This window comes from Glaciecola sp. XM2 (assembly GCF_018595715.1).
Taxonomy (GTDB): Bacteria; Pseudomonadota; Gammaproteobacteria; order Enterobacterales; family Alteromonadaceae; genus Glaciecola.
On sequence record NZ_JAHEOJ010000020.1, the window covers coordinates 1 to 23,248 of the forward strand.

Genomic DNA, 23,248 nt, shown 5'->3' on the forward strand with positions numbered 1-23,248 from the left:
CAAATGGACGGTGGTATCTTAGTAGTAGCTGCTACAGACGGTCCTATGCCACAAACTCGTGAGCACATCTTGTTAGGTCGCCAGGTTGGTATTCCTTACATGATCGTATTCATGAACAAATGTGACATGGTAGACGACGAAGAACTTCTAGAGCTAGTAGAGATGGAAGTACGTGAGCTATTAACTGAATATGAATTCCCTGGTGATGACTTACCGGTAATCCAAGGTTCAGCACTTAAGGCGCTAGAAGGCGACCCAGTATGGGAAGCGAAGATTGTAGAGCTAGGCGAAGCGCTAGACAACTACATTCCAGAGCCAGAGCGTGACATCGACAAGCCGTTCATTCTTCCAATCGAAGACGTATTCTCAATCTCAGGTCGTGGCACGGTTGTAACCGGTCGTGTTGAGCAAGGTATCGTTAAAGTAGGTGAAGAAGTTGAAATCGTAGGTATCAAAGACACTACGAAGACAACTTGTACGGGCGTAGAAATGTTCCGTAAGCTTCTAGACGAAGGTCGTGCTGGTGAGAACGTAGGTGTTCTATTACGTGGTACAAAGCGTGAAGACGTAGAGCGTGGTCAAGTATTGGCTAAGCCTGGTTCAATCAACCCGCATACTAAGTTTGAAGCAGAAGTATATGTACTAAGCAAAGATGAAGGTGGCCGTCATACTCCATTCTTCAAAGGCTATCGTCCACAGTTCTACTTCCGTACAACTGACGTAACAGGTGCAGTAGAGCTACCTGAAGGCGTAGAGATGGTAATGCCTGGTGATAACCTTAAATTCGTCGTAGAGCTAATTGCTCCGATAGCGATGGATGAAGGTTTACGCTTTGCAATCCGTGAAGGTGGCCGCACAGTAGGCGCCGGTGTTGTAGCTAAGATTTTAGCTTAAGCACATCGCACACGTTTTGAGAAGGCCGCATTATGCGGCCTTTTTTATTGCTTATTTGATACGATAATGACAAAAGAGTCTGCACAATACGCAGTGCTGAATAAAACCAATTCAAAAATGAGATGACTATTATGCTGTCCTTTATTATCGGTATTGCACTTGCTGCCTTTATTGCCTTCGTTTCAAATATAGCGGCATTTGATAAAGATAAAAGCTTTTATCCTACCGTCCTAATCGTCATAGCCTCGTATTATGTTTTATTCGCGGTAATCTCTGGTCAAGCACTGATTATAGAAAGTTTATTTGCGTTGATATTTGTTGCGTTAGCTATCGTAGGCATGCATTTTGTCCCTATGTTGATAGGCATTGCGCTTATCCTGCATGCGCTATTTGATCTTGTGCATCCTCACTTCATCGTCAATCCAGGTGTGCCTATTTGGTGGCGCAGTTTCTGTGGTGGATTTGATCTAGTGATTGGAGTATGGGTTATTTACCAGACGCATAAGCGCAAAACACAGCGCCAGTCCATATCTTAACGTGTACGATTTTGATAGACATAGTTGCCCCTGATAGGCAAAATTGACGTAATAATGTAGTAAAGGAAGCGACCTTGAAATACTTAAAATACGCTTACATCTTAATGACCATATACATTGCCTATGTGGTCATTGATACCGACACGGCGATTGGTTATCTAGCGCTTGTTTTGCTCGTTGTTGCCGCTCCGGTGTTTATCATTGAAGATAAATCAGACCCTCAAGACAGTCAGCACCAATCTCGCATCAGCAAAGTAAGAGCCGCTGCCGCTAGACCTTTATCTATTATTCAATCGCCTATTTTATGGGTTGGATTATTAAGCGTAGGCGTTATCGCTTTTGTCTTCTTTAAGTTGTAAACCCCTATTAAACGTCCGAACTTTCCTGCGATGATGCTTAACGCGGGTGAGCACCATGCAAAGTTTAAAACATACTTTCTCTTAGTTGTTGCAATCATCGCCTTTGCGGCGAACTCGGTGCTTTGCAGGTTAGCGTTAGCTGATGGCTCCATCGACCCTGCTGGCTTTACTGCCGTAAGAATTTTTTCGGGCAGTGTCATGCTTCTGTTCATCTGGCTCATTCGACAAAGACGGGTGCAACAATTCTCAAATTTGAGCCATGCTCGAGGTAGCTGGCTAGGCGCGGTAGCGCTGTTTGTCTATGCGGCTGGTTTTTCGTATGCATACGTGCAGATTGACGCGGGCGTTGGTGCTTTAATTTTATTTGGCAGTGTGCAGGTGAGTATGATTGCATATGGACTGACTAAGGGCGAACGATTTGGATTGTGGCAATGGCTAGGATTTTGTTTTGCGTGCATTGGCTTAGTCTACTTGCTTTGGCCGACCTTAAGCACGCCCTCTGCAGTGGGAGCGATTGCGATGGTAATGGCCGGATTAGCATGGGGTATTTACTCATTAATTGGCAAAGGGAGCAAAGATGCTCTCGCTGACACGGCATTTAATTTTGTGCGCTGCTGTGCATTCGTAGCCCTACTTATTGGCCTGTCATATCCGCTACTAAGTTTCACGACTGCCGGTGTGATATACGCAATATTGTCAGGTGCCCTTGCATCTGGTTTAGGTTACGCGATTTGGTATTTAGTATTACCACGCTTTGAATCTATGACCGCCGCTGTTGCGCAATTAAGCGTACCGGTCATCGCTGCGTTTGGCGGTTGGTTATTCATACATGAGGCGATTAGTTTAAGGCTAGTCTTGTCTTGTGTTTTGGTTCTTGGTGGCGTGGTGCTTGTACTGTTTTGTAAACCTGTAATGAAGAAGGTTGCCTAGCAACATTGAGTGGATTTAGCATATGAACAATATCCGACGCATAGTCATTCGCTTGATCAGCATAGCGTTGATGCTTTTTACATTAATCATGAGTGGCATATTTATCGATGAGGCGCGTAAAGAGGTGGTTTACCTATGTGGTAATTTCACTAAAGGCGTGACCCTTGCAAGTGTTCAGCGGCAGTTAGACACAGGCACGTTCTTGCATATAGAAAAGTATGAAGTTGACGGCAACCCAGTGTTTTTAGCCACGTCTCGCTTTACCATGAACTATGTGACCTGCGAAATTATCTTTGATGAAAACAATCAGGTCATTTCGGCGACGTCCTCGCATTAAATTTATTCACTGATCAGCAAAAGATTTCTTGAATTTACATTCAAGTTAACGCACAATCAAAGCGTCAAAAAATTGGCGCAAAAACCTCGCATAATAATAACAACCAAGTCGCGTCAGCTTGGAAAATAAATAGGTAGTATCGTGCAAGTTTCACGTATTTTATTTCGGATTTTTTTCGGCGTTTTAGCACTGGTGTATGGTTTGGTGCTATTAGAGTTTGTAGACCCATCTTTGTTTAGCCTGAACATTAACGTTAGCCCAGATGTATTAATTACTACTTCGATTGCTAGCTTGTTCGTTTACTTCTATATGCGTAAGCCAAAGCTATAAGCTTGTTGCTGGACATTTTATAACACCTGCTCAAACCGTGATCTTTATCACGGTAATGCTATCTTTTTGCTGAAAGCTGGGCATGCATTCGTTATGCTGTGCTACACTGAAAAGATATTAGTATCGCAAGGTTTTTATCTTCAATGTTAGTGCTGTTTATTTACGTTTTTATCGCGCTAGGCTTTTCATTTTTATGCTCTATCGCCGAAGCGGTTATTCTCAGTGTATCTCAGGCTTATATTTCATTATTGCAAAAAGACGGGAAGCCTTCAGGTGCCCTTCTATCGAAGCTTACCTCAGATATCAATAAACCTTTAGCGGCCATATTAACGCTTAACACTATCGCTCACACCATGGGGGCAGCAGGCGCTGGAGCACAAGCGGCAAAAGTGTTTGGCGATGCTTACCTTGGGCTGATTTCGGCGGTGCTAACGCTATTGATTTTGGTATTCTCAGAAATCATTCCAAAGACCTTGGGTGCCACGTTTTGGCGGCCTCTTGCGCCTGCCACAGCGTATTTTTTAAAGTACCTCATTTTCGCCCTGTATCCTTTTGTCAAAATGTCACAAAAGCTCACCAGCGGTTTTACTGAAGAAAGCCCACTAAAGGGCTTAAGTCGTAACGAGTTATTGGCTATGGCGGAACTTTCTGGTCAAGAGGGTCAGTTAGCACAGCAGGAAGCGGCATTTTTACAGAATCTACTTAGTCTGCACGAATTAAAGATTCGTGACGCGATGACGCATCGCACGGTGGTGTTTTCGTTATCCGACCAAACGACGGTGTCTGAATTTATAGATAAATATAGAGATAATCCCTTTTCACGCATTCCGGTGTACGAGAATCAAGAAAGCGAACACATCATAGGGTATGTATTACGCACAGATATCTTAATTGCTGGGGCAAATAACAAGGGTGACACTACTTTAGAAGACTATGTTAAGCCGATGATCACGCTATTAGCGAATATGCCACTAGCAGCTACATTCGATCATTTTTTGAATTCTCGAGTACATGTTTTGTTGGTCGTCGATGAATATGGAGGGCTTGAGGGAATATTAACATTAGAAGATTTGCTCGAAAGCCTGCTAGGCGTAGAAATTGTGGATGAACGAGACACGACCGTTAGCATGAAAAAGTTAGCAAAGGTTATGTGGCGGCGCAGAGAGAAGCGCCTCATGTCGCAAGGTCAGTCCGAGAAATAAATATTCTAAAAAATAGAAAGGTATAAGCAATTTATCGCAATATTCTTTTCAATTTATAGGTGTATATTAGTTTCATCGCTTACGACGATTTAACTAATTAATCACTTTGAGGAATTGAAAATGAATAACTTACTTTCACATGCTTTTGTTAAAAACACTGCTTTATCTCCTATTGCTTTGCGCCTAACCGCCGGCATTATTTTTGTTGCTTATGGCGCTCAGAAGTTATTTGGCTGGTTCGGGGGCTTTGGTCTTGAGGGAACGGGTCAATGGATGGCTTCTATTGGCTTAGAGCCTGGATACTTTATGGCGCTGATGGCAGGTAGCGCGGAGTTTTTTGGTGGCTTATTTTTAATTGCTGGCTTACTTACCCGAGCGACAGGTATTGCTTTGGCAGTCACAATGTTAGTTGCCATCGTCACCGTGCATCTACCAAATGGACTATTTATGGCAAACAATGGCTATGCGTTTGGTCTTGCCTTACTTGCTATGTCAGCGTCACTTGCTGTATCGGGCGCAGGTAAATTCTCACTCGATAACATCATCGCTAAACGAGTATCTTAAAACGTCAAACAATGTAATTAAAAAGCCCCTTAACGGTTTCGTTTAACGGGGCTTTTTGTATGTATCAATTAGAACCGAGTGTTTTTATTCAATATCGCTTTGCCCATCAGAAATATCCGTCAGTATGTATTCCCAAGTCTGTACTTGTTGCTGAAACTTATCCTTCAACGCACGTGTCACCTCTTCATTGTCTCTCAAATCTTCTGGTATTTCTGACAATATACGCCAATGATTCAGGGCGCTAGTGGCCGCTGCGCACAGCTGTGCATAGGTTGCATGAGCTTGCGAATTGGTATTGAGTGAAGCGTCGGTTTGCACGCACAGCATTTCCACACGTGAGCCCTCGATGGGTGCGAGATTTTTAGTAATTTGATAATCGCGTAGCAATTGCTGGTAATCCGCATTATCGGTTTCAATATCATGGCCGGTTTCTTCGACGTATTGTGCGATTGCGCGAGCATACCCCATTGTTTCAAAGGTGCTCAGATGTAGCTGTTGAAATATCGCTTCACGCGCTTGTAAGCGCGGGTCAACAAATTTATCATCTTGCATGGTAAATTACTGTGCCTCGTTGTTCCGAACCATACTCACTATTCATATTATCAATAAACCTCTAATACGTCAGTATATCGTGTTAAATCAACCAGGTTGAAGCTGTAAAGTACGATTGCGCTACCAATGTCTTATAAGTGAAAACAGCATTTGTCACTAAGCTTGCGGTACTCACACATCCATGCGTTTTAATAGCAATAGATTTACGTCGTAAGGACCTATTATGAAAAGTTGGGCGTTACCTACTTTCGTCTTTATCATTACCTTGATATTTCCCGTTTCGGTGCTTGCTTCACAAAGTAGTGTTGGCAGTATAATTGATTTGACCCACTCTTACTTTGGCTATATTGCACTCGTTATTTTTGTTGTTGCTTATATATTTGTGATTCTAGAAGAGCAAATTCATTTACGAAAATCAAAACCGGTTCTTCTTGCTGCAGGTCTGATATGGGTATTAATTGCAATTGCCTATCAAAACAGTGCTGATAAATTCGTCGTAGAAGAAGCGATTCGTCATAATTTTTTAGAATATGCGGAGCTATTTTTCTTCCTGCTTGTGGCAATGACATACATCAATGCGATGCTAGAGCGCGGTGTCTTTGATGCCTTAAGAAACTATCTGGTTGCCAAAGGATTAAGTTACAAAGCATTGTTTTGGCTAACCGGCATTTTGGCCTTCTTTATTTCTCCTATCGCCGATAACTTAACCACTGCTTTAGTGATGTGTGCGGTGCTAATGGCTGTGGGTAAAGACCAACCAACTTTTATTGGCCTCGGTTGTATCAACATCGTGGTATCTGCCAATGCTGGTGGGGCATTTAGCCCTTTCGGTGATATAACAACGCTAATGGTATGGCAAAAAGGTATGGTTGAATTTGGTGAGTTTTTCTCCTTGTTTTTACCATCGGTTGTTAACTTTGTTGTTCCTGCATTTGTTATGAGTTTTGCGCTCCCAAGTGGCAAACCAGATGTAGGCAATGAGGATTTAACGGTCTCTGTTCGTCCTGGTGGGATCCCCATCGTATTTTTATTCCTACTGACTATTGTAACTGCAGTCAGTTTTCATAGCTTTTTGCATATTCCGCCAGTATTTGGAATGATGTTTGGTTTTTCATATCTCAAAATCTATAGTTACTTTCTCAAGCTTCAGTCACAAAACTGGGAGCAAGACCCAGATGCTTCGCCTGGTAGCACCCCTCATGGTAGCTATGGAAAATTTGATATCTTTAATAAAATTGCACAAGCGGAGTGGGACACCTTGTTTTTCTTCTATGGGGTTATTCTTGCAGTGGGTGGATTAGGCTTTATGGGATACTTGGGGTTAGCCTCAGCCTTTATGTACGGGGAGCTAGGGGTTTTACCGGCTAACGTATTAGTAGGTATTTTGTCTGCTATTGTCGACAATATCCCGGTTATGTTTGCTGTGCTTACCATGAACCCTGATATGAATACGTCTCAGTGGTTGCTGGTTACATTGACCGCAGGTGTTGGCGGGAGTTTGCTGTCTATCGGCAGCGCAGCGGGTGTTGCACTTATGGGCCAAGCCAGAGGCTACTATACCTTTTTTGGGCATTTGAAATGGACACCTGTTATTGCCTTAGGCTATTTCCTAAGCATAGGCGTGCATTTGCTCATTAACGGTTAAAGACCGCTGCATACCGCAAATCTAAACGATACTGGTAAGTTGTGGATTTATCGCTACAATAAACTAACGTTTGTACGTTGCGAGATGTCCCATTTTAACAAAAGCGTTACCGGCTATCTTAGATGTCGAAGCAAGTGGGTTTGGTGCCGATAGCTTCCCTATTGAAGTGGGAGTCGTTATGCCTGACGGCCGTCGTTTCTGTAAGCTTATCAAGCCTTTTGCACAATGGCAGTTTTGGGATAAGGCGGCAGAGTCTGTGCATGGCATTACCCGTGCTGAACTGCATGCGCGGGGCGAGGAGGCGGTAGGTGTATGCTTAGCGCTAAATGATTTTGTTGATGGCCACACGCTCTATTCAGACGCTTGGGTTGTGGATCATCCATGGATGGTGAAGCTGTTTGCTCAGGCTGCGGTTCCGATGACGTTTTCAGTAAGTGCGATAGAAATGGTGATGTCTGAGCCACAACTTGCTATTTGGGATGCAGAAAAGTCGAAAGTGATTGCGCAATCTGGTATGCAGCGCCATCGTGCTAGCACCGACGCGGTCATTATTCAGCAAACCTTCCAACGTACTAAGCAACTTATGCAACATAGCCAATAGTTATATGCGCGTGTTGTCCTAAACTGTTATCATTGCCTCCCAAATTGGCATATCAATGCCAATGATCGTTATCCACAGTCTGTTATCTATTCAATTATGAGAATTGCATGAAAGCACTAGATATAAAAGCGCTTGAGAAAACCTATTCAGGTGGCGTACAAGCCCTTAAGGGAATCGACTTAGAGGTTGACCAAGGTGATTTCTTTGCACTGCTTGGGCCTAACGGCGCCGGCAAGTCCACCACGATTGGCATAATCTGCTCACTGGTCAATAAGTCCTCGGGCACAGTCTCAGTATTTGGTTATGATTCAGTCACCGAAGAAGTAGCCGCGAAATCATGCATCGGCCTTGTGCCACAAGAATTTAACTTCAATCAGTTCGAGACGCTCATGCAAATTGTGACCAACCAAGCTGGTTACTATGGTGTGCCACGAAATATCGCAAAAACACGAGCTGAAAAATACCTAAAACAATTAGATTTATGGGAAAAGCGTAATGCACGTGCGCGAGAATTATCCGGCGGTATGAAAAGACGCTTGATGATTGCTAGGGCTTTGATGCATGAACCTAAAATGCTTATTTTAGACGAGCCCACAGCGGGTGTAGATATTGAAGTGCGTCGCTCGATGTGGTCTTTCTTAAAAGAGATTAATGAACAAGGTATAACGATCATTTTAACCACTCATTACCTTGAAGAAGCAGAAATGCTGTGCAGGAACATTGCCATTATCGATAAAGGTGTGATTGTAGAAAACACCAGCATGAAGGCCCTTCTTGCAACCTTAAACGTTGAGACCTTTTTGTTTGATGTGGCAAGTGGTGCCAAAGATATCAGTATTTCAGAGTTTGTTACGCGTGCAACCGATGACCAAACAATTGAGGTAGACGTGCCTAAAGAAACGGGTTTAAACAGCGTGTTTGAGCAATTCTCCAAACAAAATATCGACGTCATGAGTATGCGTAATAAATCTAATCGCCTAGAAGAACTGTTTGTCAGGTTAGTTGAAAGCGGCAAGGCGCAAGCAAAAGAGGAAAGCGCATGAATAGTTTAAATTTTGTTGCCCTTAAAACAATTTGGATTAAAGAGTGCACGCGCTTTTTGCGAATCTGGATCCAAACGCTGGTGCCGCCGGCCATCACCATGTCATTGTACTTTGTGATTTTTGGCAATCTTATAGGCAAGCGTATTGGCGACATGGGCGGTTTTACCTACATGGAGTTTATTGTACCGGGCCTTATAATGATGGCGATCATTACTAACTCTTACGCCAATGTATCATCGTCATTTTTTAGTGCCAAATTTCAACGCAACATAGAGGAAATGCTAGTTGCCCCGGTACCTACATGGGTTGTTATTATGGGCTTTGTTGGTGGTGGCGTTGCCAGAGCGATGTTGATTGGTGTGATTGTGATTAGTGTATCGACCTTCTTTGTCGACTTGCGCATCCACAACTTTTTGGTCATCGTCGTTACGCTTATTTTAACCTCAACATTGTTTGCAACAGCGGGCTTGATCAACGGCATTTTTGCAAAGACCTTTGATGATATAAGCGTTATTCCTACTTTTGTGCTCACGCCGCTTACCTATTTAGGTGGCGTATTTTATTCATTGACGCTGCTGCCTGAGTTTTGGCAAACGGTGAGTCAGGCGAATCCGATTGTATATATGGTCAATGGTTTTAGATATGGCTTTTTGGGTGTGTCAGACGTCAATTATCTTGTTTCGCTGGGCTTACTAATCGTCTTTAATGCGGTGCTCTTTTCAGTTGCATATCGGTTATTGAAGAAAGGCGTTGGGATAAGAAGCTAGTTTATGAATGAGGCGCGTGAAATCACTTCTAACCAACAAGGGCCCCACGAGGATGTGTCTAAGCTGGTGTTGAAGCACGCTAAACATGGTTCGCAACGCCCTATTGCTGAGCATACGCAAACCGCATTTAATGAGATTATTCAGTGGCTGGATGAGTGGAAAGGAGAGGTATACCTAGATGCTTGCTGTGGGGTAGGTGAAAGCACCGCGAGACTAGCACAGCTGTATCCGCACATTCGCATAATTGGGATAGACAAGTCGGCCTCTAGACTTCAAAAGCACGAAAGCTATGCAGGTAAGCAAGGTGGTGAGCGCTCAAACTACAAAGTGATACAGGCTGACCTTAACGACTTTTGGCGACTATTGCGCGTGTATATTGAGCGTAAGTCTCTTGCACAGAATTGGGTCTTAACCAAACAATTTATTTTATACCCCAACCCTTATCCTAAAAAGGCGCAAGTTGGCAAACGATGGCACGCCAGCTCAGTCTTTCCAGACATCATGTCATGCTGTTCGAACATAGAAGTGCGCTCTAACTGGCTAGTATACTTACAAGAGTTTGTGATCGCGGCAAAAACGCTCGGCTATAAAATGGCTATTGATACGTTAGATATAAGCAAGCAGAACCCAGCTATTACGCCCTTTGAGCGAAAGTACTCGGCATCGGGTCAGTCGCTATGGACCGCAAAAACTTTAGGCACTGGATGAGAAAGATAAAATCCCTGCCCATATTCTATGCCTAAAGCTTGTACTGCATCTAAGGTTTCTTGATCTTCAATATGCTCAGCAATCAATGCGCATTGATGTGTTTGGCAGTGTTCGCGAAAATCAGCAATCACTTGACGCCCATGCTCATTAGAGGCAAAGCGCTTGATCAACTCACCTTTTATTTTGATGGCATGTATACCACTGGCAATTACGCCTTTTAGCGTATCGGTGCACTCTTCAATTTCATCTACTGTGATATGTAAATGGGGAATACGGGTGAGCAACAGCCTTAATTGCGGTAAGTAATCTTTAATATAAGCAAAATGAATCTCGATGCCACATAAGCCTTTAGAGCTATCCGTGCAAATACGTTGCAGACTATTTACGAGCTCTGCGTCTTGCAAGTCTGATGCAAACAAGTTGACTGACCAACTCATCTGTCTCGGCTTACAGTATGCTTGGGAAAGCTCTAGGATCCGCGAGGTCATATCAACTCGGTCATCATGTTTTTCGATAATGTACAAGAACTCGTTTGGCAAGATAACTTGTTGTTGTGCATTCAATAATCGGGCTAAACACTCATAGCGCACAACCGTCTTCGCTTTTAATGCGTAAATAGGCTGATAAAAGGGAATGACTTGCTCTAATTCAACATGTGTGTGAACTGGCTGGGCGTGCACGACTTGTCCTGTTTAAAATATGTTCTATATAGTGTTATCAGTCAAATCTCTGAAGCCTTTAATAAAAATGTCATAAATGTGCAATTTTGCATCTATTGACGTATATAAATTATTTGTCGCCCACTTGGTAAATTTTCAGAACTGGGTTAAAGTGCGGCTCTTAGTCGCAGGCAGGGTATATAGTTTGGCAAAAGCAGAAGTTAGCTTAGAGCACTTGTTTCGGGTATTTACTAAACCCGAGCATGATGATTCCACACTTGCGAAAATTGAGCGTCACTTGTCTGATAATGTATCGGATTTCTTATCTCAGCATGTGGTCACAAAGAAAACATCACTTGAAGAGATTGAGCAAGACTTTTCTAGCGCCCGTGTGCCTGACTCGCCTGAATTTGTATCTAGTCATGCTGAAGCGCTGTTAGATAAACTTGTCGCGCATTCGGTTAATACTTACGCGCCCACTTTTATAGGGCATATGACCTCGGCTCTTCCTTATTTTCACCTACCGCTTTCAAAGCTGATGGTGGGGTTGAATCAAAACCTTGTCAAAATAGAAACATCAAAAGCATTTACCCCGCTAGAGCGACAAACGCTTGGCATGATGCATAATCTCATTTATCAACGCGAGGATGATTTTTATGCTGATTATTTGCACAGTGCCGAGCACTCTCTTGGTGCGTTTTGTTCAGGCGGTACCGTTGCCAATATTACCGCTTTGTGGGTTGCACGTAATTTATTGCTTGGCCCACAAGACGGTTTTAAAGGCGTTGCGAAAACGGGCCTCGTGGCCGCTTACAAGCACTTCAATATTGAAAACTTAGGGATTATGTCATCACGCAGAGGGCATTACTCGCTTGGCAAAACGGTCGATGTGTTAGGCATAGGTCGGGACAACATGCTGAGCATTGAAAGTCCTAAACAAATATTATCTCCTGAAAAAGCATTGGCAGCGGGGAAAGCGTATCAAGAAAGGGGCAATAAGCTGCTGGCGATTGTGGGGATTGCTGGCACAACAGAAACCGGACACGTAGACCCGCTAGATGAACTAGCAGAGGTTGCCAAAGAGTTAGGTTGCTGGTTCCATGTAGATGCAGCCTGGGGCGGCGCTACGTTGTTTTCGGATACTTACCGTAGCAAGCTCAAAGGCATTGAAGATGCTGATTCAGCGACCATCGATGCTCACAAGCAAATGTATGTGCCAATGGGTGCAGGCATGGCCCTTTTCAAAGATCCAGCGGCAAGCAATTCAGTGCGTCATCATGCCCAATATATTTTGCGACAAGGCTCAAAAGACTTAGGCGCAACCACACTGGAAGGTTCCCGCAACGGCATGGCGATGATGGTGTACTCGTCGTTTCATATTTTGGGCAGAAGAGGCTATGAGTTGTTAATTGATAACGCTATTGAGAAAGCTCAACTTTTTGCCGATATGATCTCTCAACACCCCTGTTTTGAGCTGACCACCTCGCCAGTGCTTTCTTTACTCACCTACCGCTTGCGTCCAGAGGCTTTGCACGATTTGCCTGACCTTTCGCAAAGCGAAATTCAAACTCTTAACCATCAGCTCGATGAGTTAACTGTGTCTATCCAAAAACGTCAGCGCGAAGCGGGCCGATCGTTTGTTTCTCGAACCCGCATTGAGCTTGAACAATACAATAACGAGTCGGTCACTGTATTTAGGGTTGTCCTAGCCAATCCGCTGACGACCGTAGAAGATTTGTCATCCATTTTGGAAGAGCAACTTGCTCTTGCTCAAGATCACCCAGTTTGGTTAGCGCTTACCCAATTCAAACAGGTCAAGATTGCTTAGCGAGCGCTTACTGAATATTGAGCTCTTTCAGCTTGCGAGTCAGGGTATTACGACCCCATCCAAGGCGTTTTGCCGCTTCCTGTTTATGCCCATGCGTATGTTTCAGGGCGCAGTCAAGCAGCACCCGCTCAAATTGTGCTTGTGCATCATCTAGGATGTCGCGTTTACCGGCTAAAAGCTGCTGATCTGCCCAGTTAGATAACAATATAGTCCAATCTCCCTGTTCTGCAGCCTTTTCTACCTCTTCGTTGGTAGTGGTAAGCTCAGGTGGCAGGTCGTTAGGTAATATTTCTTGCCCGCTCGCCATCACCGTTAACCACCGACAGGTATTCTCAAGTTGCCTAACGTTACCTGGCCACGCTAACTCCGTTAACTTTTGCGAGGCGGCTTTACCTAAGCTCTTTGGGTCAACGCCCAATTCATTTGCAGCTTTCGCCAAAAAGTGCTTTGCGAGTAGGGGGATATCTTCGCGCCTCTCATTGAGAGAGGGGATGTGTATACGAATAACATTTAGGCGATGGTATAAGTCTTCTCTAAATTTACCTTGTGCCACCCGCGTCTCAAGGTTTTGGTGGGTTGCGGCAATTATTCGTACATCAACTGAAACAGGGTTGTGCCCGCCAACGCGGTAAAACTGACCGTCTGCTAGCACCCTAAGTAGCCTCGTTTGCACATCGATTGGCATATCACCAATTTCATCGAGGAATAAAGTGCCACCATCGGCTTGTTCAAAACGACCTTGTCGTGCCGTTTGTGCGCCGGTAAAGGCTCCTTTTTCATGGCCGAACAATTCTGATTCGATAAGGTCGGCGGGAATGGCGGCCATATTTAGTGCAACAAAAGTCTCTTTAGCTCTAGGGCTGTGTTTATGTAAGGCTTGTGCGACAAGCTCTTTTCCTGTGCCTGACTGACCATTTATCAGCACACTAATTGACGAACGAGACAAGCGCCCAATTGCCCTAAAGACTTCCTGCATCGCAGGGGCTTCACCAATAATTTCTTTACTCGGGTTGGTGACTTCTGTGTTTTTCGCGCGAGTGTTTTCGCGAGCATGTTCCAGCGCTCGCTTTATTAATGCAATGGCGTCGTCAACATCAAAGGGTTTAGGAAGATACTCGAATGCTCCACCCTTATATGCATTTACTGCACTGTCTAAATCAGAGTGCGCCGTCATGATAATGACAGGTAGCTCTGGAAAATGATGGTGCACTTCTTCAAGCAGAGTCATCCCATCCATCTGCGGCATGCGCACATCTGAGATAATGACCTGAGGCGCCTGCCCAGATTCGATTTGTAGCAGTAAATCTTCTGGGTTATCAAAACTCATACATCCTATCTGTGCGGCTTTTAATGCCTTTTCCAAGACCCATCTGATGGAGCTGTCGTCATCAACTATCCAAACTGGTTCAATCATGGAGTATCGTCCTTTATTGTTATTGGGAGGTGTAAGGTAAATTCGGTATAACCGGGGAAGCTTTCAACATCAATTTTCCCTTGATGATGGTCTGCCAGTGTTTGTGCAATAGAAAGCCCTAATCCAGAGCCTTTGCGCTTGCTCGTTACCATGGGGTAAAACAAGGTGTCTTTAAGCTCAGCGGGCACACCAGGGCCATTGTCTATAATGCTAATGAGTGCGCAAAGTCCATGCCGCTTTCCTTTAATCACGCACTGACGCTCAATACGGGTTCTAAAACCAATCACTGGATTAGTAGCTTTGGCACTCTTGAGCGCTTGGCTTGCATTGCGGGCGATGTTTAGGAGCGCTTGCTGAATCATGTCGGGGTCGGCATGAATTTCAGGAATAGAGGGGTCATAGTCGCGCTCAACATGAATATTAAACATAATATCGGCAGAGATAACGGTTAGTACTTTTTCAATAATTTCGTGCAAATTGCACATCCGCTTTTGCGGAAGCGAGTTTGGACCTAGCAAGCGGTCGACTAGCGCTCTGAGGCGATCAGATTGATCAATGATCATTTGTGTAAATTCTGCTTGGGAAGGGTCCTTAAGTTCTTTGCCTAAGAGTTGCGCTGCGCCTCTGATGCCACCCAACGGATTTTTGATCTCATGGGCAAGTCCACGAATCAGCTCCTTTGCCGCTACTTGCTGCGCGTATTGCTGGGTTTCCTGAGAGATTTTCCGTTGCTTATCGATGGGGAGAACTTCGATAAGTAAAAAAGTATCGCTTTCATGATCAAGTGGCGTTGCGTGTAAATCTACCATCACGCTGCGTCCATCTTTAAAGCAAAATTGAAGCTCGGCCTCTGTGAACGCTTCGTTATGCGATAATGCGCGCGTAAATTTATCAAAATCGATACTATCACCCAGTAGCACTGTGCTTAAAGAGCGGTCTTTGATTTGACTTAGGCCAGTTTCCAGGAGATTCAAACCAGCGTCATTGATAAAGTGAACCAGCATTTGCTCGTTTACAACAATGACGGCCGTTTTCATAGTATGAATCAGCTGATGTAAATCGAACGTATCGGGTTTGAGCGACATTATTAAAGCCTTTTGCACTATTACAGTGCATAGCATCATTTTGTCGCATTGTTACTGAATACGGTAAATTACGCAATCAAAACAATCAACGGGCTTGAGCCCTCATGTTTAAAGGTATTTAGTTTACCGCGTTTCGGATCAGAACCGACGCTTGATGCATATGCAACATTCTTGGCTCTGACGATGCAATTACCTTGCCTGAGTTGTCGGTAAAGCTCACCGTGTAAGAATAGCTTCCTCTGTTTATCCCCTCTAGATTAAATACACCTGAATTGGAGGTGTAGCGTTCGCCGCCAAAGTCTAAAGAATAAACACCTCTGACCTCAGGAACGATTTGTGAGGCAATATTTATTTTACCTGAATTATTACGCACGGTAGCGTCAGGTTCAGGGCTAAGGATGCTTAGGGAGTACTGAGGACCTTGGGGTTGTTGCGAAGGTAGAGCTGGTGATGGAGTGAGAATGGACTGCATAGTATTCTCAGTCTTATTGAGAATTACTTCTTCTGCACCAGGCGCAGGCGTATCAGAGAAACTGATGGTCCCATCCTTATTTACAATTTTGTAGATCTTCGTTTGTGCAGTTACGCTGCATAGCGTAAGCAACAAAATACATAAAACAACACTGCGCATTGTGCACCTCCTACTTCTCTATCGGCAGTTTACTGGATCTAATTGAAAAAAAAAGCCTGCAAATGCAGGCTTTTGTATTATCGTCGATACTATCGTGCCAACCGTTGGTCACTAATAGTAACGTTACACGCTGTAATACATATCGAATTCAACTGGTGAAGTCGTCATATTCAACTTCTCTACTTCAGCTGATTTAAGCTCAATGTATGCATCAATCATTTCATCGCTCATTACACCGCCAGCGGTTAAGAACTCGCGATCAGCATCTAGCGCTGCTAATGCCATTTCAAGTGAACTTGCGACCGTAGGGATGCTTGCCGCTTCTTCTGCTGGAAGGTCGTACAAATCTTTATCCATAGAGTCACCAGGATGGATTTTGTTCTTAATTCCGTCAAGGCCAGCCATCAACATTGCAGCAAATGCCAAGTAAGGATTTGCTGTTGGGTCTGGGAATCGTACTTCGATTCTTCTTGCTTTGTCGCTTGTTACATATGGAATACGGATAGATGCACTGCGGTTACGGGCTGAGTATGCCAACATTACCGGTGCTTCGAATCCAGGTACTAAACGCTTGTAGCTGTTCGTTGAAGCGTTTGCGAAAGCATTGATTGCGCGCGCATGTTTGATAATGCCGCCAATGTAGAACAAGGCTTCTTCAGAAAGACCTGCATACTTATCACCTGCAAAGATGTTCTTACCGTCTTTACTGATGGATTGGTGACAGTGCATACCAGAACCGTTATCACCTACAAGAGGCTTAGGCATGAATGTCGCAGATTTACCATACGCATGAGCAACATTGTGCACAACATACTTATAAATTTGGATCTCGTCGGCTTTAGCCACAAGTGAGTTAAACAGACACGCGATCTCGTTTTGACCTGCGGTAGCAACTTCATGGTGATGCGCTTCAACCGTTAGTCCCATTTCTTCCATGACCATACACATAGCGGCACGAATATCATGTGCAGAATCTACAGGTGGTACTGGGAAATAACCGCCTTTAACGCCAGGACGGTGAGCCATGTTTCCGCCTTCATAGTCAGCACCTGAATTCCATTTTGCTTCTTCTGAATCGATAGCATAAAAAGAACCGGCCATATCTGTGTGGAATTTAACATCGTCAAATAAGAAAAATTCTGGCTCTGGACCAAACAATACCGTATCACCAATGCCGGTAGATTTAAGATACTCTTCAGCACGTCGGGCAACAGAGCGAGGGTCACGAGAGTAACCTTGCATAGTAGACGGCTCTAAAACGTCACAACGAATATTAATTTGTGTTTCTTCAGCAAATGGGTCGAGTACAGCGGTAGAAGGATCTGGCATTAACACCATGTCTGATTCGTTGATTCCTTTCCATCCAGCGATAGACGAACCGTCAAACATCTTACCTTCTTCAAAGAAATCGTCGTCAACTTGGTGTGAAGGGATTGATACGTGTTGCTCTTTCCCTTTTGTGTCTGTAAAGCGCAAGTCAATAAATTTTGCTTCGCTTTCTTTTATCAATTCTAATGCCGACTCTATTGACATATTGTCCTCCAAAAAGTTTGTTGTGCGGATCACAAAGATAAGGTCGTCTGAGGAAATCACTGGTTTGTGAACACATTACTCGCTAAGACAGCAAATCTTTAGACATACCTGTTCTCACTATAAGCCATAATCATGCCATACACCATACAAATATAAGTGCTTGAATTTATGCATAAACATGACGAATAACTCAAAACGCCTTTGGCTTTTCGCACTGACATGGTGCAAGCTAAACCTCTCAAATACCCATTAAGGTGCAACAAATATTGAGCCTCAAAGTTTCTTTTGAGGCCTATACTTACTCAACTTTATTCTAATTACGTTACGGTATGGTTAATCTGGTGTTTTTTTTTGTCAAAGTCGCCAAAAAGCCTCGTTTATTTAGCGAATTGATTAGCGCTCATTCACATAAAGCTGTACAATCCGCCGCCAATTGTCCCGCATCACGCTTTGCTTAATCGTAGGTAAATGTCAGTTATGCGTTTTTTGTTTTGAGAGTAAATATGTCAGCTTCAATCGCTAATCTAAGAAATATCGCTATCATAGCCCACGTCGACCATGGAAAAACTACTTTGGTTGATAAGTTGCTACAGCAGTCGGGCACGCTACAAAGTCGCGGTGACGCCGAAGAACGCGTTATGGATTCAAACGATATCGAAAAAGAGCGCGGCATCACAATCTTGGCAAAGAACACTGCCATTAACTGGAATGATTACCGCATCAACATCGTTGACACCCCAGGACACGCTGATTTTGGTGGTGAAGTAGAGCGAGTGATGTCAATGGTAGACTCTGTTTTGTTACTTGTTGACGCGCAAGAAGGTCCAATGCCACAAACTCGTTTTGTGACGCAAAAAGCATTTGCGCAAGGCCTTAAACCAATCGTGGTCATCAACAAAATTGATAAGCCTGGCGCACGCCCTGATTGGGTAATGGACCAAGTATTTGATTTGTTCGATAACTTAGGCGCAACAGACGAGCAGTTAGACTTCCAAGTCGTTTATGCATCTGCGCTTAACGGTTGGGCATCTATGGATGCAGATACACCAAGCGATGATATGACGCCGTTGTTCGAAACGATTGTTAACCAAGTTGAAGCACCCGATGCAGACGCAAATGGCCCTTTCCAAATGCAAATATCTCAACTTGATTATAACAGCTATGTTGGTGTTATTGGCGTTGGTCGTATCAAACGCGGAAGAGTAAAGATAAATCAGCAAGTAACCGTTGCCATGGCCAATGGTCAAAAGCGCAATGGTAAAATAGGAAAAGTGCTGGGTTACATGGGCCTTGAACGCCATGATGTTGAAGAGGGGACTGCCGGGGACATCGTTGCCATTACCGGTCTTGGCGAATTGAAAATCTCCGACACAGTATGTGATGTAAACACCGTTGAAGCGTTACCTTTATTATCGGTTGATGAACCAACAGTTACTATGACATTCCAAGTAAATACCTCGCCGTTTTCGGGTAAAGAAGGTAAATACGTCACTTCACGTAACATTCTAGAGCGCTTACAAAACGAATTAATTCACAACGTAGCCCTACGTGTTGAAGAGACTGAGGATCCAGATAAATTTAGAGTATCAGGACGTGGTGAACTTCACTTAGGTATCTTAATAGAGAATATGCGTCGTGAAGGGTATGAGCTAGCGGTATCTCGTCCTGAAGTTATTCTTAAAGAAGAAAACGGTCAGTTAATGGAACCGTTTGAAACTCTTACTATCGATTGTGAAGAGCAAAACCAAGGTTCAGTCATGGAGCAGTTAGGCTTACGTAAAGCTGAACTAACAAACATGTCGCCAGATGGCCGTGGTCGTATTCGTATGGACTTTGTGATTCCAAGTCGAGGTTTAATTGGTTTCCAGACGGAATTTATGACCATGACCTCAGGTTCTGGCTTGCTATATCATACATTCGACCACTACGGTCCTCACAAAGGCGGTACCATTGGTCAGCGTAAAAATGGCGTATTGATTGCTAATGCACAAGGTAAAGCATTAACCAACGCTTTGTTTAACTTACAAGAGCGCGGTCGCTTATTTATCGGTCATGGTGTGGAAGTATACGAAGGCATGGTGATTGGTATTCACAGTCGCGATAATGACCTGACGGTAAACGCACTTAAAGGTAAGCAGCTTACTAACGTTCGTGCATCTGGTACAGACGAAGCGCAAACATTGGTGCCACCAGTGAAGATGTCATTAGAACAAGCGCTTGAGTTTATCGATGATGATGAATTGGTAGAAGTGACTCCTGCTAGCATCAGGATTCGTAAGAAGAAACTGACCGAAAATGAGCGTAAGCGCGACTCACGAGCTAAATCTAAAGAAAGCTAGTGTTCGTTTAGTAACGACTTTAAAGCGCCCACTCATTTATAGTGGGCGTTTTTGTTTTTAGGTTGAACAACTTTGCAAGGGCAAGACTATCGCCTCCCCCCTAATTATAATCTAGCGTGCTTATCTGAAATGATATCTAAGTGAATGTCGTTAAATCTAGCTTCTCAACAGCAGCACTTTTAAAGCAATGAGACTAGGTCAGCTTTGAGATCAAGTACTCACTCACTCTTTGCATGATGGAAGAAGGTAAATAACGTTGTGAGTAATACACCATTTTGGCACGCTTGCCTGGCATCACTATGGCTTTGCGTTTTTCTAGGCCTTCAATGATTTGCGAGCAGGCATCGTTGACCGTCAGCGTTCCGGCCATGTCTTTGAGCACTTTTGTCGCTGGGTGGATGCTCTTTGCCTCGGTTTGCACCATCGGTGTGTCTACAGATGGTGGGCAAATTAAACTTACGTCAATCCCTAGCGGTTTAAGCTCAAGTTGAAGGGCTTTTCCTAAGCCCACAACGGCAAACTTAGATGCACTATATGCTGAGTATCCATACACGCCCGTAAGGCCGGCCATCGAAGCAAGTAATCCTAATTGCGCACCATTTTCTAAATGTGGAATGACTGCTGCAACCACGTTTCGTGTGCCAATCACGTTAATGTCCATGATCTGTTGAAACTCATTGTTAGATATTTGCATAAAAGGTTTTGAAATTAAGATCCCAGCACAGTGTATGCATATGTCTATTTGCCCGAAACTGCGCATGGCATAATCTAATTGCTGCTGCAGTGTCACCGACTCGCTGATGTCCACATGAAAAGCGGCTACCTTTTGTTGCATGCTGGCGGCGGTTTTAAGCGCTTGCAGAAACGTTTCGTCGGCGGTCATATCGCACAACAATAGACTGTAACCTTTGGCCAAGTAATCCTTAGCAAGTTGCTTACCTAACCCGCTTGCGTAACCGGTGATAAAAACTGAAGATGAGATAACCGCACCTACCTAATATAAAAAGACACTACATTTTAGAACACTTTAGCCTTGATGTGGACTAATTCACACTTTGATATGCACCTTTTTTGCATTCGCGACAAAAAGCCAATTTACCTGTTTATTTGAAATGTTAGTATGTGCACAAATGCCATTACATGATAGTCCATATGAATTTTGATACACGCCATGACCGCTCGCCATCTTTTGCCTACAAATGGGAAAAATATAAAGGGAAAGATATCATTCCGTGTTGGATTGCAGACACCGAGTTTAGATGCGCTCAACCGATTATAGATGTGTTAAAAGAGCGCTCGGAACATGGTTTATTTGGCTATACGCTTCCAAAACATCATGAGCCTGCCATTTCTGCCATCGTGCAGTGGTGTAAAAAACGCTACGACTGGGCAGTTCATCCAAGTTGGATTGTATGGACGCCAGGTGTTGTGCCCGCCTTTAATATGGCAAGCAGAGCGTTCTGTGGGGAAGGTGAAGGCATTATTGTGCAAACGCCTAACTACCCCCCTTTATTGGCTGCGCCTGCTATAAATAAGCGCGAGCAATTGTGTGTTCCAACCGTGCTCGAAAACGGACGATGGACTTTGGATCTAAATGTGCTTGAAGAGCATGCTGCAAAACCATCGAGCAAACTTTTTATCATGTGTAACCCTATGAACCCCAGCGGCTCGGTTATGACAAAAGATGAGCTTGATAAGGTGGCAGACATTTGCAATCGCCATGGCGTGACCATTTGTAGTGACGAAATCCACTGTGATCTCATCTTAGATGATTTAACCCATATTCCAGCTTCAAAGCACGAGGCCTTATCGCAAAACTCAATCACGCTAATGGCTGCTAGCAAAACGTTTAATATTGCTGGGTTAGGGACATCCTTTGCAATTATTCCCGATGTAAAGACTCGGCAACAGTTTGTCTCTGCGGGGGCAGGCATTGTGCCATGGGTCACGGTGATGGGCTTATCTGCCACCGAAGCGGCCTTTACTCGGTGTGATGATTGGTATCTGGCGCAACGCAAGTACCTGCGTGATAACCGTGATTATTTATTGAGAGAAATAAATCAAATTAACGGTTTGCGTGCATACTCCCCACAAGCTACCTTCTTGATGTGGGTAGATGCTAGCGGCCTAGGAGTGGAAGATACGCAGCAATGGTGTGAACAACGCGGGGTTGGGCCTTCGCCAGGGCGAGACTTTGGCGCTCCAGATTTTTTTCGTGTGAATTTTGGTTGCGCAAAATCTTACCTAGAAGAGATAGTGACGAGGCTGTCAGTGCCATAGTAAAGTCGACCCGCGTGCTTAAAAAACGCGTAAAATCAGATAGGTGCAATTTTTACTGACTACTGCTACTATTTATCGAGTAGGTATGTGAATAAAAACTAAATAAGATAATTATAATATTGTGCTAAAACATATCATGACTTGCAGCCTGTTAGTCAGTGCGTTTTTTATCAACGCATCGACTTTGCCGACCGCGCAAATCGCCATTATCGTTGATGATATGGGCGGCAAACCCAATGATGATATTGCATTCTCGTTGGACAAAAATATCACCTTTTCTATTTTGCCGCACACGCCATATTCCACTGAATTTTCATATCGAGCGGCTCAGCAAAACCGTGAGGTGATGCTGCATATGCCAATGGAGTCCCTTAACGATAATGCTTTAGGCGAAGGGCCTATTTTGTCGAATATGTATCCCCAGCAAATTCAGCAGGCGCTGATGGCGGCGCTAGCCACGGTTCCTCATGCTGTTGGCGTGAACAATCATATGGGCAGTAAAGTGACGCAGATGACCTTACCTATGCAGAGTGTTATGCGGGTGTTATCGCAAAACAATTTGTTTTTTGTCGACAGTCGAACCACGCGTTTTACAAAAGCTCGTAGTATTGCCAATCAATATGGGGTGACTACTGCAAGCCGACATGTATTTTTAGACCATCTGCAAACGATGGACTTTTTACAGCAACAATTTGATCTACTCATTGCAAAAGGGCGCAAACACGGTAAGGCCATTGGTATTGCTCATCCACACGAACAAACCCTGGCATTTTTACACAATGCGCTTGATGATTTGCCCGAAGATGTGGTTTTGATTACCGTCAGTCAGTATTTGCAAGAAACCGATAAATTCCGAATAAACCCTAAGTTGGCCCGAGCAAGTCAACAACCTATACAAGATACTCAAACCCAGTTAGAGAGTGTTACTCCTGACTAGGCATGCTAATGTAATCGCGTTGTTGATTATTTTACCGCCCCAATAACTAGATGAGTTTCACATCAAGAATATGG

The 23,248-nt window shown here is 44.0% G+C and carries 24 protein-coding genes; 17 read left to right on the top strand and 7 right to left on the bottom strand.

The genetic code is table 11. The features are described from left to right. From tuf to KJ365_RS04735, 8 genes are all read left to right on the top strand, one after another. Nucleotides 1-894: elongation factor Tu (gene tuf / locus KJ365_RS04700; protein WP_214450484.1), on the top strand; the 894-nt coding region annotated here is incomplete at its 5' end. Nucleotides 895-1,025: 131 nt separating this feature from the next. Beyond that, nucleotides 1,026-1,430 carry a DUF6010 family protein gene (locus KJ365_RS04705; RefSeq protein WP_214450485.1) on the top strand — a complete coding sequence of 135 codons (405 nt, stop codon included), beginning with the start codon at nucleotides 1,026-1,028 and terminating at the stop codon, nucleotides 1,428-1,430. Between the two features lie 74 nt (nucleotides 1,431-1,504). Continuing rightward, nucleotides 1,505-1,789 carry a hypothetical protein gene (locus KJ365_RS04710; protein WP_214450486.1) on the top strand — a complete coding sequence of 95 codons (285 nt, stop codon included), beginning with the start codon at nucleotides 1,505-1,507 and terminating at the stop codon, nucleotides 1,787-1,789. A gap of 30 nt (nucleotides 1,790-1,819) precedes the next feature. After that, complete coding sequence (locus tag KJ365_RS04715) at nucleotides 1,820-2,719, top strand: DMT family transporter (RefSeq protein ID WP_214450487.1); 900 nt, start codon at nucleotides 1,820-1,822, stop codon at nucleotides 2,717-2,719. A 22-nt stretch (nucleotides 2,720-2,741) separates the two neighbouring features. After that, entirely contained in the window at nucleotides 2,742-3,056 is a 315-nt protein-coding gene (locus KJ365_RS04720; protein WP_214450488.1) for a hypothetical protein, read from the top strand. 141 nt (nucleotides 3,057-3,197) lie between these two features. Then, nucleotides 3,198-3,386, top strand: a complete 189-nt coding sequence (locus KJ365_RS04725; protein ID WP_214450489.1) for a hypothetical protein — start codon at nucleotides 3,198-3,200, stop codon at nucleotides 3,384-3,386. A 143-nt stretch (nucleotides 3,387-3,529) separates the two neighbouring features. After that, nucleotides 3,530-4,588, top strand: a complete 1,059-nt coding sequence (locus tag KJ365_RS04730) for a CNNM domain-containing protein (protein ID WP_214450490.1) — start codon at nucleotides 3,530-3,532, stop codon at nucleotides 4,586-4,588. Nucleotides 4,589-4,708: 120 nt separating this feature from the next. Next, nucleotides 4,709-5,152 (top strand): DoxX family protein, encoded by a 444-nt coding sequence (locus KJ365_RS04735; RefSeq protein WP_214450491.1) that lies wholly within the window; start codon nucleotides 4,709-4,711, stop codon nucleotides 5,150-5,152. 84 nt (nucleotides 5,153-5,236) lie between these two features. Here the strand turns inward: KJ365_RS04735 and KJ365_RS04740 are convergent, their stop codons facing one another. Continuing rightward, the gene (locus KJ365_RS04740) at nucleotides 5,237-5,704 is read right to left on the bottom strand and encodes a hypothetical protein (protein WP_214450492.1); all 468 of its coding nucleotides are present in this window, start codon (nucleotides 5,702-5,704) and stop codon (nucleotides 5,237-5,239) included. Between the two features lie 223 nt (nucleotides 5,705-5,927). Here KJ365_RS04740 and nhaD point away from each other — a divergent pair, with 223 nt between their 5' ends. The 5 genes from nhaD (at nucleotide 5,928) to trmB (ending at nucleotide 10,468) form a co-directional block, all read left to right on the top strand. Then, a complete protein-coding gene (nhaD, locus tag KJ365_RS04745) occupies nucleotides 5,928-7,349 on the top strand; it encodes a sodium:proton antiporter NhaD (protein ID WP_214450493.1) in 1,422 nt (473 codons plus the stop codon). Between the two features lie 70 nt (nucleotides 7,350-7,419). After that, nucleotides 7,420-7,950, top strand: coding sequence for a hypothetical protein (locus KJ365_RS04750; protein ID WP_250884031.1), 531 nt, complete (start codon nucleotides 7,420-7,422; stop codon nucleotides 7,948-7,950). Between the two features lie 107 nt (nucleotides 7,951-8,057). Further along, the gene (locus KJ365_RS04755; protein WP_214450494.1) at nucleotides 8,058-8,993 is read left to right on the top strand and encodes an ABC transporter ATP-binding protein; all 936 of its coding nucleotides are present in this window, start codon (nucleotides 8,058-8,060) and stop codon (nucleotides 8,991-8,993) included. Next, nucleotides 8,990-9,760: an ABC transporter permease gene (locus tag KJ365_RS04760; protein WP_214450495.1), complete on the top strand. Its 771-nt coding sequence runs from the start codon at nucleotides 8,990-8,992 to the stop codon at nucleotides 9,758-9,760. Before KJ365_RS04755 ends, KJ365_RS04760 begins: the two co-directional genes overlap by 4 nt. Nucleotides 9,761-9,763: 3 nt before the next feature. Then, nucleotides 9,764-10,468: a tRNA (guanine(46)-N(7))-methyltransferase TrmB gene (gene trmB, locus KJ365_RS04765; RefSeq protein WP_214450496.1), complete on the top strand. Its 705-nt coding sequence runs from the start codon at nucleotides 9,764-9,766 to the stop codon at nucleotides 10,466-10,468. On the opposite strand, the gene KJ365_RS04770 is transcribed toward trmB, so the two are convergent. Then, on the bottom strand, nucleotides 10,429-11,148 hold the full coding sequence (locus KJ365_RS04770; RefSeq protein WP_214450497.1) for an EAL domain-containing protein: 720 nt from the start codon (nucleotides 11,146-11,148) through the stop codon (nucleotides 10,429-10,431). The two genes, trmB and KJ365_RS04770, sit on opposite strands and share 40 nt — an antisense overlap. 184 nt (nucleotides 11,149-11,332) lie before the next feature. On the opposite strand from KJ365_RS04770, the gene panP reads away from it, so the two are divergent. Further along, entirely contained in the window at nucleotides 11,333-12,955 is a 1,623-nt protein-coding gene (panP, locus tag KJ365_RS04775) for a pyridoxal-dependent aspartate 1-decarboxylase PanP (RefSeq protein WP_214450498.1), read from the top strand. A gap of 7 nt (nucleotides 12,956-12,962) precedes the next feature. Here panP and glnG read toward each other — a convergent pair whose 3' ends face one another. From glnG to glnA, 4 genes are all read right to left on the bottom strand, one after another. Continuing rightward, a complete protein-coding gene (gene glnG, locus KJ365_RS04780; RefSeq protein ID WP_214450499.1) occupies nucleotides 12,963-14,369 on the bottom strand; it encodes a nitrogen regulation protein NR(I) in 1,407 nt (468 codons plus the stop codon). Then, nucleotides 14,366-15,454 (bottom strand): nitrogen regulation protein NR(II), encoded by a 1,089-nt coding sequence (gene glnL, locus KJ365_RS04785; protein ID WP_214450500.1) that lies wholly within the window; start codon nucleotides 15,452-15,454, stop codon nucleotides 14,366-14,368. Before glnL ends, glnG begins: the two co-directional genes overlap by 4 nt. 118 nt (nucleotides 15,455-15,572) lie before the next feature. Beyond that, nucleotides 15,573-16,085 carry a DUF4124 domain-containing protein gene (locus KJ365_RS04790; protein WP_214450501.1) on the bottom strand — a complete coding sequence of 171 codons (513 nt, stop codon included), beginning with the start codon at nucleotides 16,083-16,085 and terminating at the stop codon, nucleotides 15,573-15,575. Nucleotides 16,086-16,208: 123 nt separating this feature from the next. After that, entirely contained in the window at nucleotides 16,209-17,618 is a 1,410-nt protein-coding gene (glnA, locus tag KJ365_RS04795; protein ID WP_214450502.1) for a glutamate--ammonia ligase, read from the bottom strand. Between the two features lie 503 nt (nucleotides 17,619-18,121). Here glnA and typA point away from each other — a divergent pair. After that, complete coding sequence (typA, locus tag KJ365_RS04800; protein ID WP_214450503.1) at nucleotides 18,122-19,957, top strand: translational GTPase TypA; 1,836 nt, start codon at nucleotides 18,122-18,124, stop codon at nucleotides 19,955-19,957. 193 nt (nucleotides 19,958-20,150) lie between these two features. Here typA and KJ365_RS04805 read toward each other — a convergent pair whose 3' ends face one another. Next, nucleotides 20,151-20,939 carry an SDR family NAD(P)-dependent oxidoreductase gene (locus KJ365_RS04805; protein ID WP_214451280.1) on the bottom strand — a complete coding sequence of 263 codons (789 nt, stop codon included), beginning with the start codon at nucleotides 20,937-20,939 and terminating at the stop codon, nucleotides 20,151-20,153. Between the two features lie 170 nt (nucleotides 20,940-21,109). On the opposite strand from KJ365_RS04805, the gene KJ365_RS04810 reads away from it, so the two are divergent. Further along, nucleotides 21,110-22,237 carry a MalY/PatB family protein gene (locus KJ365_RS04810; protein WP_214450504.1) on the top strand — a complete coding sequence of 376 codons (1,128 nt, stop codon included), beginning with the start codon at nucleotides 21,110-21,112 and terminating at the stop codon, nucleotides 22,235-22,237. A gap of 121 nt (nucleotides 22,238-22,358) precedes the next feature. Beyond that, nucleotides 22,359-23,174: a divergent polysaccharide deacetylase family protein gene (locus tag KJ365_RS04815; protein WP_214450505.1), complete on the top strand. Its 816-nt coding sequence runs from the start codon at nucleotides 22,359-22,361 to the stop codon at nucleotides 23,172-23,174. The last annotated feature ends 74 nt before the right edge of the window (nucleotides 23,175-23,248 follow it).

Excerpts from the sequence above, each read along its gene's own strand:
- typA (WP_214450503.1), top strand. The coding sequence starts at position 18,122 with ATGTCAGCTTCAATCGCTAATCTAAGAAATATCGCTATCATAGCCCAC.
- KJ365_RS04715 (WP_214450487.1), top strand. The coding sequence starts at position 1,820 with ATGATGCTTAACGCGGGTGAGCACCATGCAAAGTTTAAAACATACTTT.
- glnL (WP_214450500.1), bottom strand. The coding sequence starts at position 15,454 with ATGTCGCTCAAACCCGATACGTTCGATTTACATCAGCTGATTCATACT.
- KJ365_RS04760 (WP_214450495.1), top strand. The coding sequence starts at position 8,990 with ATGAATAGTTTAAATTTTGTTGCCCTTAAAACAATTTGGATTAAAGAG.
- KJ365_RS04730 (WP_214450490.1), top strand. The coding sequence starts at position 3,530 with ATGTTAGTGCTGTTTATTTACGTTTTTATCGCGCTAGGCTTTTCATTT.
- KJ365_RS04790 (WP_214450501.1), bottom strand. The coding sequence starts at position 16,085 with ATGCGCAGTGTTGTTTTATGTATTTTGTTGCTTACGCTATGCAGCGTA.
- KJ365_RS04740 (WP_214450492.1), bottom strand. The coding sequence starts at position 5,704 with ATGCAAGATGATAAATTTGTTGACCCGCGCTTACAAGCGCGTGAAGCG.
- KJ365_RS04705 (WP_214450485.1), top strand. The coding sequence starts at position 1,026 with ATGCTGTCCTTTATTATCGGTATTGCACTTGCTGCCTTTATTGCCTTC.
- KJ365_RS04735 (WP_214450491.1), top strand. The coding sequence starts at position 4,709 with ATGAATAACTTACTTTCACATGCTTTTGTTAAAAACACTGCTTTATCT.
- KJ365_RS04810 (WP_214450504.1), top strand. The coding sequence starts at position 21,110 with ATGAATTTTGATACACGCCATGACCGCTCGCCATCTTTTGCCTACAAA.
- glnG (WP_214450499.1), bottom strand. The coding sequence starts at position 14,369 with ATGATTGAACCAGTTTGGATAGTTGATGACGACAGCTCCATCAGATGG.
- KJ365_RS04720 (WP_214450488.1), top strand. The coding sequence starts at position 2,742 with ATGAACAATATCCGACGCATAGTCATTCGCTTGATCAGCATAGCGTTG.
- nhaD (WP_214450493.1), top strand. The coding sequence starts at position 5,928 with ATGAAAAGTTGGGCGTTACCTACTTTCGTCTTTATCATTACCTTGATA.
- glnA (WP_214450502.1), bottom strand. The coding sequence starts at position 17,618 with ATGTCAATAGAGTCGGCATTAGAATTGATAAAAGAAAGCGAAGCAAAA.
- KJ365_RS04755 (WP_214450494.1), top strand. The coding sequence starts at position 8,058 with ATGAAAGCACTAGATATAAAAGCGCTTGAGAAAACCTATTCAGGTGGC.
- trmB (WP_214450496.1), top strand. The coding sequence starts at position 9,764 with ATGAATGAGGCGCGTGAAATCACTTCTAACCAACAAGGGCCCCACGAG.